The sequence below is a fragment of the Paraburkholderia tropica genome (assembly GCF_914484835.1).
GTDB lineage: Bacteria > Pseudomonadota > Gammaproteobacteria > Burkholderiales > Burkholderiaceae > Paraburkholderia > Paraburkholderia tropica_A.
Genome location: NZ_CAJZAR010000059.1, coordinates 43,771 through 59,176, shown reverse-complemented (window position 1 = coordinate 59,176; position 15,406 = coordinate 43,771). Strand labels below are relative to the sequence as shown.

The 15,406-nt window shown below is 67.4% G+C and carries 10 protein-coding genes; 2 read left to right on the top strand and 8 right to left on the bottom strand.

Annotated elements, in window-relative coordinates:
* Window positions 1-288: 288 nt before the first annotated feature.
* Window positions 289-1,194, bottom strand: a complete 906-nt coding sequence (locus LDO54_RS20230; protein ID WP_224012453.1) for a LysR family transcriptional regulator ArgP — start codon at window positions 1,192-1,194, stop codon at window positions 289-291.
* Window positions 1,195-1,320: 126 nt separating this feature from the next.
* Between LDO54_RS20230 and LDO54_RS20225 the strand changes: the two genes are divergently transcribed.
* Entirely contained in the window at window positions 1,321-1,938 is a 618-nt protein-coding gene (locus LDO54_RS20225) for a LysE/ArgO family amino acid transporter (RefSeq protein ID WP_224012452.1), read from the top strand.
* Between the two features lie 45 nt (window positions 1,939-1,983).
* Here the strand turns inward: LDO54_RS20225 and LDO54_RS20220 are convergent, their stop codons facing one another.
* The 5 genes from LDO54_RS20220 to wecB form a co-directional block, all read right to left on the bottom strand.
* Window positions 1,984-2,895, bottom strand: a complete 912-nt coding sequence (locus LDO54_RS20220; protein WP_224012451.1) for a hypothetical protein — start codon at window positions 2,893-2,895, stop codon at window positions 1,984-1,986.
* Window positions 2,896-2,906: 11 nt separating this feature from the next.
* Window positions 2,907-5,477, bottom strand: coding sequence for an NfrA family protein (locus LDO54_RS20215; protein WP_224012450.1), 2,571 nt, complete (start codon window positions 5,475-5,477; stop codon window positions 2,907-2,909).
* Window positions 5,474-7,591 (bottom strand): glycosyl transferase family protein, encoded by a 2,118-nt coding sequence (locus LDO54_RS20210; protein WP_253074408.1) that lies wholly within the window; start codon window positions 7,589-7,591, stop codon window positions 5,474-5,476. Before LDO54_RS20210 ends, LDO54_RS20215 begins: the two co-directional genes overlap by 4 nt.
* 62 nt (window positions 7,592-7,653) lie before the next feature.
* Window positions 7,654-9,981 carry a cellulose biosynthesis cyclic di-GMP-binding regulatory protein BcsB gene (locus LDO54_RS20205; RefSeq protein ID WP_224012448.1) on the bottom strand — a complete coding sequence of 776 codons (2,328 nt, stop codon included), beginning with the start codon at window positions 9,979-9,981 and terminating at the stop codon, window positions 7,654-7,656.
* 153 nt (window positions 9,982-10,134) lie between these two features.
* Window positions 10,135-11,328, bottom strand: coding sequence for a non-hydrolyzing UDP-N-acetylglucosamine 2-epimerase (gene wecB, locus LDO54_RS20200; protein ID WP_224012447.1), 1,194 nt, complete (start codon window positions 11,326-11,328; stop codon window positions 10,135-10,137).
* A gap of 592 nt (window positions 11,329-11,920) precedes the next feature.
* On the opposite strand from wecB, the gene LDO54_RS20195 reads away from it, so the two are divergent.
* Entirely contained in the window at window positions 11,921-12,913 is a 993-nt protein-coding gene (locus LDO54_RS20195; RefSeq protein WP_224012446.1) for a ferritin-like domain-containing protein, read from the top strand.
* 77 nt (window positions 12,914-12,990) lie between these two features.
* Here the strand turns inward: LDO54_RS20195 and LDO54_RS20190 are convergent, their stop codons facing one another.
* A complete protein-coding gene (locus LDO54_RS20190; protein WP_224012445.1) occupies window positions 12,991-14,379 on the bottom strand; it encodes an MmgE/PrpD family protein in 1,389 nt (462 codons plus the stop codon).
* A 41-nt stretch (window positions 14,380-14,420) separates the two neighbouring features.
* On the bottom strand, window positions 14,421-15,266 hold the full coding sequence (locus LDO54_RS20185; protein WP_224012444.1) for an FAS1-like dehydratase domain-containing protein: 846 nt from the start codon (window positions 15,264-15,266) through the stop codon (window positions 14,421-14,423).
* Window positions 15,267-15,406 lie beyond the last annotated feature (140 nt).

Genomic DNA, 15,406 nt, shown 5'->3' with positions numbered 1-15,406 from the left:
ATCTGAATTGTGAGACACGCCTCTATTCCGCGCGGCATTAATGAAAAATGAATTGCGCTTTAGCCGTTTTGTCATGAGGGATTTCAAGCCCATTGCCACGGCATTCCCACGCGATTGCACCAATTGGGCGCGGCGCGCGTCATCCAATAGTCACGGCGATTCCCCGCACGGATAACAACAATTCAAATGGCGGCTAATAGCGGGTGAAAGGCGGATACCGTGAATCACGCATGCCGCCGTCGTGAAGCCATGCACGCGCCGCCTGCGCAGCGTTGCCGAACCGGCTGCTCAAGCGCGGCCCTGATCGAGATAGACCGCCGCCTGGCGGCGCAGCATCGCGCCGAAATCGTCGAGCCAGCCGATCGAGAGACGCCAGCTCTGCCAATAGAGTTCGACGTCGAGCGCGCGGCCCGGGGTGAGCTCAACGAGTTCGCCGCGTTCGAGATGCGGCGCGATCATGCGTTCGGGACACATGCCCCAGCCAAGGCCGCTCACGCAGCAGCGCAAAAAGCCCGCGACGTGCGGAATCCAGTGCAGCGGCGCGTCCACCTGCGCGCGCGTGATCCGGCGCACGAAGCGCTTTTGCAGTTGGTCCTTCGGATTGAATTCGACGCACGGCGCGCGGCGCAGCGACTCGCGCCCCACGCCATCGGCAAAATAGCGTGCGAAGAATTCGGGCGAACAGACCGCGAGATAGCGCATGCGCCCGAGACGCGTCGAACGGCAGCCCTGCACGGGCTCGGCCTGCGTGGTGACGGCGCCCTGCACGCTGCCGTCGCGCATGCGCTGCGCCGTGTGGTCCTGATCGTCGATCACCAGATCGAGCAGGATGCCGCGCTCCACGCAAAAGGCCGCTACGGCGTCGATGAACCAGGTGCCCACGCTGTCGTCGTTGACGGCCACGCGCAAGGTCGGCCGCGCGGCGTCGATCGCGCCTGCGACCGTGGGCATGCCGCCGCCCAGCTCTGCTTCGAGCAATTGCACGCGTTCGGTGTGGCGGCACAGCAGCGCGCCCGCCGCCGTCGCCACGCAGGGCTGGCCGCGCTTGACGAGCACCGCACCGACGCGTTCCTCCAGCAGCTTCACGCGCTGCGAAACCGCCGAGGGCGTGATGTTGAGCGCGCCGGCCGCGCGGTCGAACGAGCCGTGGCGCACCACGGCGGCGAGCGCATCGAGCAGCGCATAATCGAGCATTAGCGTTCCTTAATCTGGATTAACAAAATCAGCTTTGCTTAAGCCGCTTCCGGCCGCAGACTAACGCCATTCGCAGCTCCTGTCCACGTCGCGCCGCCCGGCACGACCGCATCGTTTCCCATCATCATGAACTGGCTCGCTTTTTCTCACGGCGCGGCGCTGTGCGCCTCGCTCATCGTCACCATTGGCGCGCAGAACGCGTTCGTGCTGCGCCAGGGCATCCTGCGCTCGCATATCGGCAAGATCGTGATCCTCTGCACGCTGTCCGATTTCATCCTGATCGGCGCGGGGGTGGGCGGCGCGTCCGCGCTCGTCGAGCGCTATCCGACCTTCGTGCATCTCGTGCTCTATGCGGGGCTCGCGTGGCTCGTGTGGTTCGGCATCGGCGCGCTGCGGCGCGCGGTGAAGCCCACGCACGCCGTGCTCGACGCCGAGACCCAGGCGAACGCGCCCGAGCAGCGCGCGCTGCCCATCATGCTAATGACGCTCGCGTTCACGTGGCTCAATCCGCACGTCTATCTCGACACCTTCCTGCTGATCGGCACGGCCGGCGCGCGCGAGCCGCAAGGCGCGCGGCTGGCCTTCGCGATCGGTGCGATGGCCGTCAGCGCGGTGTGGTTCATCGGACTTGGTTATGGCGCGCGAGCGATGGCGCCGCTGTTCCGCCGCGCGAGCGCGTGGCGTGTGCTCGATGGCGCGATCGGGTCGATGGTGCTGCTGATCGCGTTTGCGCAGTTGCGTTGATTTTTGCGCGGCGTTTTTCGCTGCGCGCGATTCAAAACGCGCCGCCTAACGCGCCGCGCCTTTACGTATCGCAAGCAACCCGTCGACGAGTTCCGGCGACAGATAATGCGGCCCGTCGAACACATAGACGCGATAGCCGCGATACGCCGCCAGTTGCGGCGCCAGCTCGGCGGCGGTGGCCGCGCGAAAGCCGCCGCCCTGCTTCGGCCTGAACGCCTCCGCGATGATCCTCACGCGCTTCTTGCCCAGATGCGCCGCGAGCGCATCCGCGTATTCGCGCGCCGCCGCCGGGCCGCGCGCATAGACGCCGCAACCGTCCTGCAACAGCACGCCGACATCGCGCGGCAGCCAGCCGTCGAGCCACTTCGCGAACGCCTCGCCGCCGATGTTGCTGGTGTCATACACGCTGATCCACAGCGGCTTCGGCAAGCGTTCGAGCAGCGGACCCATGCGCGCGGCGTCGGCCCAGGTGGGATCGGCTTCGACCGGAAAATACCAGCCGGTGATATGCACGGGCGGACGCACCTTCGCGAGCCGCAGCGAACGCTCGACGAGTTCCTCCATGTTCGCGCGCGCTTTCTTCTCGTCCGCATAACCCGCGAGGCCGACGATCACGCCGCGCGCCCACGGCTCATTGGAAATGCGCACCCAGTCGGGCACGCGCGGCGCGGGCAGTCCCGCGCCCGCCATATAGGCGACCTCGTCGACGGCGATCCACTGCACCAGCAGTTCGTTCACGCCGAGCTTGTCCCAGTTGCCGTGCAGATCGAGATGATCGTCGTCGGGCTGCCAGACCACGCCTTGCGCGAGCGCGTCGGCGTGCGCAGGCACTTGCAGCGTGCAGCCCGCCGCCGCGAGCGCGCAGAGCGCGGCCACGGCCACGCGCGCACCGCGGCGCGCGAGACCCGGTGCGCGCGCGTCAAGCGTCGCGTCACCCTGCGTGATGCGCCTCAGCATGTCGCCCTCCCTCAGTAAGACAGCACGGCGCCGAAGAACACGCCGCCCGCGCGGTCGTCGCCCGTGAGACGCCAGCGGTATTGCACCGAGACATCGACGTATGAGCGCGGCGCGTCGTAGAAGGTATCGCGGAACCAGTAGCGCGCGGACACGCCCACGCCCATGCCCACGGGCACGCTGTGATTGATGCTCGAATCGTAGTCCATGCCGATCACGCCATAGGGAAACACGGTGAGTTTCGGGCTGATGCCGTCGAGCCGCCACGTGCGGCCCGCTTCGAAATAGCCGGTCGCGTAGTTCCAGCCGTTGCTCAGGTAGTGACCGACTTCGGCGTAATCCTGCACGGTCCACCACGACGGCACATCGAGGCGGCGCTCGGTGCCGAAGCCGCCCGAATACGCGAGCCGCACGAGCCAGTCCGAGGGCGCGCGCGAGCCGATCGCGATCAGGCGTTCGAAGGCGATCACCGCGTTGATCGATTCGAACGGCTTCGCGCGCATGCCGATCGCGCCGAGCGCGGTGGAGACGCCGCTGGGCGCGTCGCCCTTCGCGCCGAAGTCCTGGTAGACGCGCGCATAGACTTCGAAATTGCGGTCGCCGAGCGAGCCGAACGGACGCCAGTAAGCTTCGGCGCCCATCTGCCAGTTGTTGTACGAGCCCGGCACCGAGCCGGTCGTCACGCCAGGCTGCAAGCCCGCGCCGCGATAGTTGATCGACGCGATGAAGCCCCAGTCGCGCGTGACGTCGGCGTGCGCGTTGCGCAGGTCCTGCAATTGCAGCAGCGTGGCGGGCGCGACGCCATCGGGCGGCGCCGTGCCGTAGTCGATCGCGCGTTCGAAGTAACGCGCGGCGGCCTGGTCGAACCATGCGCGATAGGCGCTGTAGCCCGCGTCGCCGGCGGCTTGCGGCGGCAGTTGCCCTGCTGCGTCGGCCTGCGAGAAATATTCGAAGGCGCGACGGTCGGCGCCCGCGCGCTGCGCGAGATACGCGGCGGAGAGCGGCGGCATCGCGTCGAGCAAACCGGCATCGAGCGCCGCGCGCGCTTCGCGGCGCGCGCCGTCCAGATCGCCTTGCGCGACCAGCGCATCGATCAGTTCGACGCGATGCTGCGGATTGCGCGGCGCGGCCTCGACTGCGGCGCGCGCGTATTGCACCGCCGCGTCCTTGTCGCCGCGCTGCGCCGCGAGAATCGACGCGCGCCGCGCCGCAAAGCCCGCATCGGCGGCATAGATATCGCAGGCCGCGCCGCTCGCGTCCACCGCGCAGTCGAGCACCGGGCGCGCATCGTGCGCGACCTGAGACGCACCTTGCGTGACGTTCTCCGGCTGCAAATGCGCCAGCGCCTGACGCGCCGTGTAGCGGCGCGCCGCGATCCACACATCGGTGTCGTCGCCTTGCGTGCCGAGCGGCGCGAGCAGGTCGAGCGCGCGCTGCGGCACGCCTTGCGCGGTCCACACATCGGCGACGATCACGCGCGCCACGCGCCGCTCGCGCGGCGTGCCGTCGTCGGCTTGCAGCGCCTGCGCGAAATCGGCGTCGGCCTGCGCTGCTTGCCCTTGCGCCGCGCGTGCGTATCCGCGCATCACGTCGAGCATCAGCGTGGGTTGGATATTCGCGCTCAATGCATCGCTTGCGGCGGCGTCGAGCGCCGGCATGTCGTTCTTATCGATCAGGATGCCGAACAGTTGAAGCCGGTAGCCGATCCGGTCAGGCGCATACGCAATCGCCTGGCGCGCCTGCGTGGCCGCATCGTCGAGGTCGCCGCGCTGCTGCGCGTCCTGTGCGGCGGCGGCGAACTTCGGCGCGAGCCGCGCGCCTGCCTGCAAACGGCGAGCACGCAGTTCCGTGCTGTTGCCGAAGCGCGGCGCGGCATCCTGCGCGAGTTGCCACGCGGCCTCGTCCTGTCCTTGCGCGAGCGCCGCATCGATCGCGAGCAAGCGCAGACGCAGCACGTCGGGCCGCAGCGCGATCGCCTCGTTCGCCTCGCGTGACGCGCGCGCGTAATCCTTCGCGTCATAGGCGCGATAAGCGTCCTGCGCGAGCACGAAGGCGCGGCCCGTGAGATTGTCGGGCGAGCCTTGTCCCGGTTGCGCGGGACGCGCGCGTTTCCCTGCTTGAGCCGCTTGCGCCACTTGCGTCCCCCGCGACGCGGACGGTCGCGCCTGCGCCGCAATCTGCGCATCGAACGCCTGACGCCGCGCGACCAGAGACGGCTCCGGCCCGAGCTGCGCGATGGCCTCCGAGAGCGTGCGGCTGCCCGCGCGCCAATCGCCTTGCGCGGCCTCGGCATTGGCGAGCAGCAGACGCAGCGAAGCCACATCGGGCCGCTGCCGTATCGCCTCGCGCGCGTAGCGCTGCGCGGCGGCGTAATCGTGCCGCCCGAACGCCTCGTAGCCTTGTTGCGCGACGCGATAAGCCGCGCCCGAAAGCGGCAGCGCCGCGCCGCCCGTCGGCGCGGACGGCGACGCTTGCGCCCACACCGGCGCACTCGCGCCGAGGCTCAGCCACACGGCGGCCAGCGCCAGTGCGCGCGGCACCGGCCCCATCGAGCCGATATTCGATCGATTCGGATTCCTTCTCATGATGCCGCCTGCACCGCGCCACGCATACGCTCCTGCTCCGCGATGGCCTGCGTCAGCGACTCGCGCGAAATCACGCCCTGCTCCACCATATAGTCGCCGATACGCCCATGCTCCGCCGGACGATAACGTTGCAGCGCGGCCTCGAAATCCGCGCGCTTCACCGCGCCGCGTTCGATCAGCAGATCGCCGAGCAACGGTACAGCGGACGCTTTCCCGGACGGCAACGCGCGACTCGACTCCGCATCGCCCTCTTCCGATTGCGCGATGGGCACGCCGCGCAGCATCCGCAAACCATCGGCGATCTCGCCTTCGCGCGCGATACGCTGCACGACTGGCCGCCCCGTCTTCGCGCGCAAGGCGGCCAGCGCCTCGCTCGTCAGCGGACTCGCGCAGAGCACGATCAGGTGCCCTGCGCCGTCGTCGCCCTGCGGCAGCACGCGATAGCGCACCGCGAGTTCGATCGGCACGTCCCGCGCGTGCAGCGTGAGCTTCGCGCGGTCGAGCGCCGCGCGCGGCAGGTCGGCCTGAAACGCAATCGCCTCCGCGAGCGTTTCCTCGTCGAGCCATCCGTGCGCCATCAGCACGCGGCCGAGCGGCGCCTCCTGCGCGTGCTCCTCGGCGAGCGCCTTGTCGAGTTCCTCCGGCGCGATGGCCTGCCACGACACCAGCAGTTCACCGAGCCGCTGACGCCGGTCCTTGAAGCCATCCGACGACGGAAAGTCGTGCATCGTCTTGTCCCACACGAGACGCTTGCCCGTCACCAGATAGTTCAGATACATCTTCCACGCGCGCGACACAGCCATGAAGTTCACGAAATTGCCGATCACCATGCGCGGCACCGACAACAGCCCGTGCTCCCATCCATAGAGCCGCGAGACGAAATACACGCGCTGCACCACGCGCATCAGCAGCGCGACGCCGTTGGCCCAGAGCACGATGGTGAGAAACGGCGAATTGGAAAACGGCGACGCGATCAGATCGGGCCGCAAGCCGAGCAGATCGGCGAAGGTGAACAACAGGAACTGCACCAGCAGCACATACGCGACGATGCCGACAAACGCCGTGAGAATGCCTTTGCGATCACGCGCGAGCAGATAGCGGTTTGCGAACGAGCCGACCCAGCCGGTCTGTTCCCAGCCTTGCAGGCCGATGCCGAGCGTCCAGCGCGCGCGTTGACGATAAGCGGTCCGAAACGTATCGGGGAAATACTCGCGCACGCACAGCGGCATCGTGAGCGTGAATTCGCGCACCGGCCCGAGCCCGAACCACGACTTGCGGCGCGTGGCGAACTGCACGGGAAAGCGCGCGAAGATCGACTGCATGCCCATGCGGCCGAGCCGCTCGCCCACATCGTAGTCCTCGGTGAGCGTTTCGGTATTGAAGGGCTGATTATTCGTTTCCGCCGCGAGACCCGCGAGCGCGCGGCGCGAAAAACAGGTGCCCACGCCCGCCGACGGCACCGCGCCCGCGAGGCTCTCGCGCACCACCAGATCCTTCGCGTGCCACTCGGCGAACTCGTCCATATAGGTGCCCGCCACGAGTTCGTACCACTCGCGTTCGAGCGACGCCACCGGCAACTGGATCATGTCCTTGCGCGGCAAGAGATAGTTGAAGAAGCGCAGTTCGAGCGGATGCAGCACGTCCTCGCTGTCGTGCAGAATCACGCCCGCGAACTCGATGCCGGCCTCGCCTTCCATGCGAAAGATCGCCTGCACGATCCAGTTCAGGCAATCGGCCTTGCAGGTCGGCCCGTCGTGCGGCACCTCCACGCGATGCAGTTGCTTGTAGCGCCGCCGCATGCGCTCGACTTCGCCGATGGTCGCCGCATCGTTCTGATAGGTGCCGACGAAAATCACATAGTTGCGGTAATCGAGCACCTTCACGGCGTTCTCGACCATCGCCGCGATCACGTCCTCCTCGCGCCACGCGGGCACCATGATCGCGAGCCACTGCTGCTCGCGGTCGTAGAGCTGCTCGGCGCGCAAGGGCTGAAAGCGGCGCTCGACCGTGAAGTGGCGGATCGTGCGGCGCACCCAGTACCACGCGTCGATAAAGAGGTCGTCGACGCTGGACAGCAGGATGATGACCGCCACGGCCGCCGCCAGGTACTCCATGCCCTGGTAATAGCGGCCGGCGACGTAGTTCAGCCACCAGTCGATTGAGGTCCAGTTCACGCTCAGCCCTGCGGATTCGCACCGCCACCGGCCGCGCCCGGCCCTCCGTCGTCGGGACCGCTGCCCGCGTGCGCGCTCGAACTTTCGGCCTGCGCCGCCGCGGCCGCCGTGCGCTTGCGTGCGCGGCTGCGCGCCCAGCCCGCGCCGATCAGCAGCAACAGCAGCAGCGCGATCGCGAGGGTCGGCACGCCCCAGGCCGTCCAGTGACGCGTGAACCACCCGCGCTGATCGTCGGCCGGCGGCACGCCGCCCGCGTACTGCGTATCGAACTGCTTGACCACGCCCGAACCATCGACGATCGCCACGTCGCCCTGCAGCAGTTGCAGGCTCGCGGGCAACACGGGCGGCGCGCCCACGCTCCGATAGAGCACGCCCGGCGTGCTGCCCGCGCGCGCCACTTCGATCACGCCGAGCTGCGCGAGCCCCGACATATCGACGAGCGTCGAGCCGCCGCGGCCCTTCAGCGTGATGCGGCCATCGGCGAAACTCGCGTGGCCCGCTTCCTGATTGAGCGGCACGTCGGCGGCCAGGAACGCTCCCGAGGGCTGCGCGGCCTGGCCATCGGCGACGACCTGCAGGCTCGCGCGTGCGGGCAACACACCGACCGCATTCGCGAGACGCGCCACGCGCGGCAGGCTCGCGAGCGGATCGGCGAGATACGCTTGCGGCACGAGCACGCTCGACGACTGCGAGAAGCGCGCGACCATGCCCGTGAAATCCTCGCCGAGCGGCCCCTTGCCGAGCACCAGATAACTGCTCGGTAACACCGCCGCCGGATAACCTTGCTCGCGCGGCCGGCAGCCGCCCGCGGGCTGACGCTGGAACAGCACGCGCAGCGTGTTGGTAGTGCCGAGCGCGTAGACCGGAATGTCGGCGCTCACGCGCTGGGCCCGGCCGTCGGTGTCGAGCAGATGCGAGCCGATCAGCACGCCGTTGAAGAAGATCGACGCGGTCTGGCCGTTGCGGTCGGCGGCGGGCGCGGCGGCGAGATCGAGCACCACACGGCGCGGGATCTTGCCGTTGCCGCTCACGGCCGCGAGATCGAAATTCGCTTCCCACGCCGCACTCGTCAGTACCTCTAACGTTCTTGGCGTGCCGCCGATCAGCGAAAGAGCGAGACGGTCGCTGTCGCCGCCCGCGCTCAGGTTCGGCGACGGCGCGAGTTCGTGCACGACGAGCCGCTTCGACGCGTCGATACCGCTCCACACGCGCGAGAGCGCGTTCACACCGAGGTCGTCGCCAACCACGACGGCGGGCAGTCCGCCCAGATGCGCGAGCGCGACCTCCCCCTTCTCCTCCTTCTCCCCCTCCGATGCGCCCGAGAGCAACTTGCCGCCCGCGCGCTGCCGCCATGCGTCGAACTCGGCGCCCGCATCGGCGGACACCGCTTGCACCTGCGCACGCAACGCGTCGAACGCCTCGGCCGTGCGCGCGCGCAAAGCGGCGTCGGCGACCACAACGTTCGGCGCGAAGACGCCCGCAGGCGCGAGCGCGATCAACGCGCCGAGTTCGGCAGGATTCGCGAGCTTGTGATCGCCGCCCGCCGCGAGCGCCGCGAACGCGGGCACCGCCTGCAACGCAGCGGGCACCTGCACGCTGCCCAGATGCACGGTGTCGCCGACTGCTGGCACGATCTGCGTGACGGGCGTCGCGCCGCCGCGCATCAGCAAGGCTTCGAGCCGCCATGCCACGTCGTAGGCGGCGGAATCGAGCTTACCCGCGCCGATCGCGACGACGGGTTTGGCGGGCAGCGCGCTCCACGCGGTGCGCACGTCCTCGATCCTCGACGTATCGAACTGATACGTGAGCCGCGTCGTGGGCGCGACGCGCCAGAGATTGGCGATGGCCGTCTGGTCCGTGCAAAACGTATCGTTGAGCACCGACGACCATTGCAGCCCCACGCGCACGAAGCCCGACGCGCGCGGCGCGCCGTCGACGCCGATGCTCAGCGAGCCGTCGCCCTGAGCGTCGGCGGGCGTGCGCGCCTGCACGGGCGAGCCATCGAGCGAGAGCACGAAAGTCGTGCGGCCGCCGTTGCCGCGCAGATAATTGGCGTCGAGTTGCAGCGTGGCGTTGTCGATCGGCAGATTCGCGGGCACCGGCAGATAGAGTTCCTGCGCCGTGTCGGGCGCGCGCAAAACGACGGGCTCGCGCACGCCGAGGTCTGCGAGCGACACCGTGCGCGACTCCACGCGCCCCGCGCCAAGCTGCGCGAACGCAGCGGCGAGATCGCCGGGCGCGGCTCGCGCCGCCGCGCACCATGCGAGGCAGATCGTGCCCAGCAGCGTGGCTGCATACGCGCCGCCGCGCCGCATCGGTCTATGCGTCAAGCCTCGCTCCCGCCGATTTTCTTTAGCATCACCAACCATTCCCACCCGATGCGAAGTCGAATTCGATATCACGTCATGGACCTCATTGTGGTCGGCGCTGCACGGACCGCGCACGAAGCGGCCGAAGCGCGTCTGAAGCACACGCGAAGCGCACTACGCTTCGGGACGCGCGGCCAGCACCGGATGCAGATAGCCGGGCAAGGCGTGGCTTGCAAACGGCGTGAACGGCTTGCCGACCAGCGCGGCGACGATGCGCTCCGAGGCATGGCCATCGCCATACGGATTCACGCGGCGCGCGAACGCACGGCGCTCGTCCTCGTTATCGACGAGGTCGAGCACGGCGCGCTGAATCGCAGCGCGATCAGTGCCGATCAGCTTGACCGTGCCCGCCGCGAGCGCCTCGGGCCGCTCGGTCACGTCGCGCATCACGAGCACCGGCTTGCCGAGCGCGGGCGCTTCTTCCTGCACGCCGCCCGAATCGGTCAGCACGATCGCCGCGCGCTGCATGAGCCGCACGAACTCGGGATAGTCGAGCGGATCGGTGAGATGCACGTTGGGCGCATTGCCGAGCGTGGCGAGCACGGGGCCGCGCACGTTCGGATTCAGATGCACGGGATAGACAATCTGCATCTTGTCCGTCTGCGCGAGCGCGGCGAGCGCCGCGCAGATGTGCTCGAAGCCCGCGCCGAAACTCTCGCGCCGATGCCCCGTGACGAGCAGCAGCGGCCTGCCCGTCTCTTCGGGTTCGAGAAAGGGAAATTGCGCGTCGATGCGCTCGCGCATCGCGCTATCGCTTTCGAGCCGCGCACACATGAGGCGCAACGCGTCGATCACCGTATTGCCGGTGACGACCACGCGCCCGGTGAGCGCCTCCGCGTCGAGATTGGCCTGCGAACTCGCGGTGGGCGCGAACAGCAGATCGCTGACCACATCCACCACGCGCCGGTTCATCTCCTCGGGCCACGGCTCGAACAGATTGCCGGTGCGCAAGCCCGCTTCCACATGCCCGACTGGAATGCGCCGATGAAACGCCGCGAGCGCGCCCGCCATGCTCGTGGTCGTGTCGCCATGCACGAGCACGCGCTCGGGTTGCTCGCTGGCGAGCACGTCGTCGAGGCCGGTGAACAGGCGCGCGGCGAGACCGTTCAAGGTCTGATTGGTGGTCATCGCGGCGAGGTTGTGCGCCGGCACGATGTCGAACAGGTCGAGCACCTGCTGCAACATGCTCTGATGCTGTCCGGTCACGCAGACGACCGACTGCACGCCGGGCTCCGCTTCAAGACGCTTCACGAGCGGCGCCATCTTGATGGCTTCGGGCCGCGTTCCGAATATCGACAGGATGCGCACGGGCTAGCTTCCGGTTAGGGCGGGCTCTGGCGCCGCGTGAGGCCGCCGACATGGCAAGGCCCGCGCGCGACGCCCCCTGTTTCGACTTCCATACGACGAAAAAGCAGTGATGCGCCGCGTGGCGGCGAATCGAACCTCCGGCACAGGCTATATCGAATGGGAATCTCGCGCTCTGTACGTGTGCTATTTAATACACAGCGTAATTCGCATGGATTGCCGCGATGAAAATGACATAAAGCGGCGCGCCGCTATTACGCTTTTTATCGAAATGACTAGAACAATCGTTCACTAAAGCGAAACGATCGACACCTGTCGCACGCGGTTTTCACCCTAAAAACAGGGACAAACTCCGCGCCACGCGCATAGGCGACTTCCCCGCTCCATACAAGCCGAATCCACTGACCTGAATCGGGTCTCTTTACGCACACCAAGTGCCGATCAGTGACACAATTACCGATCATGATCGGCATGAATTGCGCCAGCATCCGAATGACCGGCAATAATCGGCACGCGCATTCATACCGTATTCAGCGCGCATCTATTTTGTGTTCGCGTCATTGCCGTATTCCGCCCAACCTGGAGCCGCTTTCAGATGGACGATCAGGTCATCGACAGCTTCGACACTGCGCAACTCATTCCGGGTTTCAGCGCGCCGCCCTTGCCGGAGCATCGCCCGGACCGTGGCGCGCTCGACGCCGCGGACTACGCCACCCGTCACTGGACCAGCAAGGCGAGCGGCCCGCTCACACCCGGCTCCGATCTGCATCGCAGCGAAACCTGCCGCATGTTTCGCGAGACCTTCAATCCGTACCGCCCTGCCGTGCTCGAATGGCCCGTGCTCGAACCGGCCGCGCTCAAACGCATCGTCGAGTTGCCGATCTGGGACATCGCGGTGCAGACCGAGGGCAAGGCGCGGCTGCGCATGGCCGCCTACGCCGCCTCGCTCGACGACCCCGACATGCGCGCAGCCCTCGCGCTCAACGCATGGGAAGAAAACCGCCACAAAGACGTGCTCTCGCGCCTCGTGGCGGCATACGGCATCGCGCTCGCAAGCGAGCCGCCCTATGTGTTCCCGAAGGATGCCGAGTGGGCCTATCTCGTCACCGGCTACAGCGAATGCGTGGACAGCTTCTTCGCCTTCGGCCTGTTCGAAGTCGCGAAGCGCTCGGGCCTCTTCCCGCCCGAACTGATCGACACCTTCGAACCGGTGATGCAGGAAGAGTGCCGCCATATCCTGCTGTTCGCGAACTGGATCGGCTGGCATCGCGCGCGGCTGTCGTGGTGGCGGCGCATCGGCTTCGAGTTACGCGTGGCTGCGGTCTGGGTATTTCTGGGCTGGGAGCGCGTGGGCCTCGCACGCGCAATGGATGCCGACGGCAATGAGCATCAGCACGACAATAACTTCACGATGAACGGCGCGCAGTCGGTAACCGATGTCGATATCAGCGTGCCGGAACTCATGCGTCTGTGCCTGGCCGAAAACGACCGGCGCTTCTCGGGCTACGACACGCGCTTGCTGCGGCCCGAAACGATGCCGAAACTCGTGCGCTTCGCCTTGCGGTTCGTGCGCGATAAACGGCGTTGAAGCATTTGTCTCGCCCATAAAAAACGCCGGAAAACCCGGCGCTTTTTATACGTTGCGGTCGAGTCGACGAAGCGCGCTCAGGCCATCGCCTTCGACTCGATCGAGTCGAACAACGCGCCCACACGCGCGCAATCCGCAATCGACCAGGCATCATCGAGCAAGGCACGCGCCTCCTGCTCGCTCGCCGCGTGCGAGAACGCGGCCAGCCGCACGAACTTCGACGAGATTTCCTCGCGCGAAAGCGTATTGCCCGGATCGCCCTTCGGTTCGTCGACGCGTCCTCGCAGTGTACGGCCATCGTGCGTCGTCACCGTCACCTTGCCGATCCAGCGCACCGGATACGCGCGGTCCACTTCCTCGTCGAGCGCCATCGTCACGCGATCGCGGAACGCGGCGATATCGGCTTCGGCATAACCGTGCTCGAACTCGTTCACGCCCGCGTAGCCGCGATACGCGCACAGGCCCAGCACCGTGCCCATGTTGAACTTCGCCTGATGCACCGTGCTCGGCACCACGACATTGCCCAGCACGTCGATGGCGCCCTGATGCACGTGCGCGATCACGGCCGCGATATCGGCGGGCGTGAGCCGATGCTCGGCCATCACTGCGAGCAAGGCGTCGGCGGCCGGATGCGTGTGGCGGCAGGCCGCGTGATACTTGAACGAGGTCTCGACGGTGGCCCAGCGTTCACCGAGACGATCGACGAGCTTCGCGGGATCGGCGTCGCTCGACATGCCGGCTGCCATGCCTTGCGCGCCTTCGAGAATGCGCTGCGCGCCGCGAAAGCCGTCGGCCGCCAGTTGCGCCGCCATCAAGCCGTTGGCTGCCGCCATCGCCGTGTGTAGTTGCTTGGAGTCGGCGGCGTCGCGCAGAAACTCCCACAGCCCGCTCGCCTGCGTGCCCGCCGAGCCGAACGCGTCGAGCATCTGGTCGGGCGTGAGCTTGAGCAGACGCCCCGCTGCTGCGGCCGCCGCGATCGTGCCGACCGTGCCTGTGGTGTGAAATATTTTGTAGTGCGAACGTCCCATGAATTCGCCGACGCGAATGCCGACTTCATAGCCCGCCACCGACGCCGCGATGAACTCCGCGCCCGACGCGCCAAGCGCCTGCGCCAACGCGAGCGTCACCGGAAACACGACGGTCGCCGGATGCAGCACGGAGCCGTTATGCACGTCGTCCTGTTCGACGAAATGCGAGGCCGCGCCGTTGACCATCGCCGCGAAATACGGCGTGGTGCGCGTGCGGTCGATCACCACCTCGCACGCATCGTGGGCGCTGTGCGCGCCGCGCGCCGTACGAGCGAAACGCGCGAGGGTCTCGACCGGCCGCGCGCCCTTGCCGCCGAGCGCGGAACCGAGCCAGTCCACGTAAAGATTGACGGTGCGCTCGACGACGTGCGCCGGAATCGCGCGATAGTCGAGCGTGGCCACGAACGCCGCGAGCGTGCGGCTGGGATGATCGGTCATGAGTCTGTCTGCGTGGAAGGTGCGTGAGTGAATAGCGGCGATCAGGCGAACGTGGCCGTGGCCTGCATCGTCAGATAGCCGTCGTGGTCTTTGGCCCAGAGTTCGACCGAGCGCCCGTCCGCCGCGGGCTGGCCGCACAGCGTGAACGTATTGCCCGAAAACGTGGGACGTACCGCGCGAAACGCGAAGGTCGCGACAGTCGCGTCGGGCCGCTCGCGATGCACGAGATCGAGCAGCAGCGTGGCGATCAGCGGTCCGTGCACGATCAGCCCCGGATAGCCCTCTTCCTGCGTCACATACGGGAAATCGTAGTGAATGCGATGACCGTTGAAGGTCAGCGCCGAATAGCGGAACAGCATCACGGCATCGGCGCTCAGCGCGCGCGACCACGTTTCACCCGTCGGCGCAGGCACGGGCTTCGGCGCGCTCGCGCCCGGTTGCGGCGCGTCGCGATAGACGATGTCGTGCTCCTCCTCGATACAGAGTTCGTCCGCCGCTTCATAACGATGCTGCACCGTGACGAACACGAGGCGGCCGCTGCGGCCGGTTTTGTCCTCGATGTTCGCAATCGTCGACGAGCGTTGCGCGCGTTGCCCCGCACGCAGCGGCGCATGAAACGTGAGGCGGCCGCCCGCCCACATGCGGCGCGGCAGCGCGACCGGCGGCAGAAAACCACCGCGCTGCGGATGGCCGTCCGCGCCGACTTGCGCGAGCGGCGCGACCGGCAGGAAATAGAGCCAGTGCCAGAGCGGCGGCACGCACTCGCCGGGCGGCTCGCGATCGAGCGTGGCGGCAAGCGCGCGCAATGGAAACGACGTGATGCCGTCGCTGAGCGTTTCGGTCTTGTCGAGCCACGCGTCGAGCGGTGGCGTGGATGAATCGGACACGGTTTTCCTCCTTGCGGCAGCGGCAATGCGGCTACTATGCCGCGCGCGCGCCGTTTCGCGAAGTTGGCTTTGCCGAATCGGCCCTTCCGCTTTCCTTAACGCTTGCAGACGGCTTTCGTTGCTTCACCGTCCGCGCATCG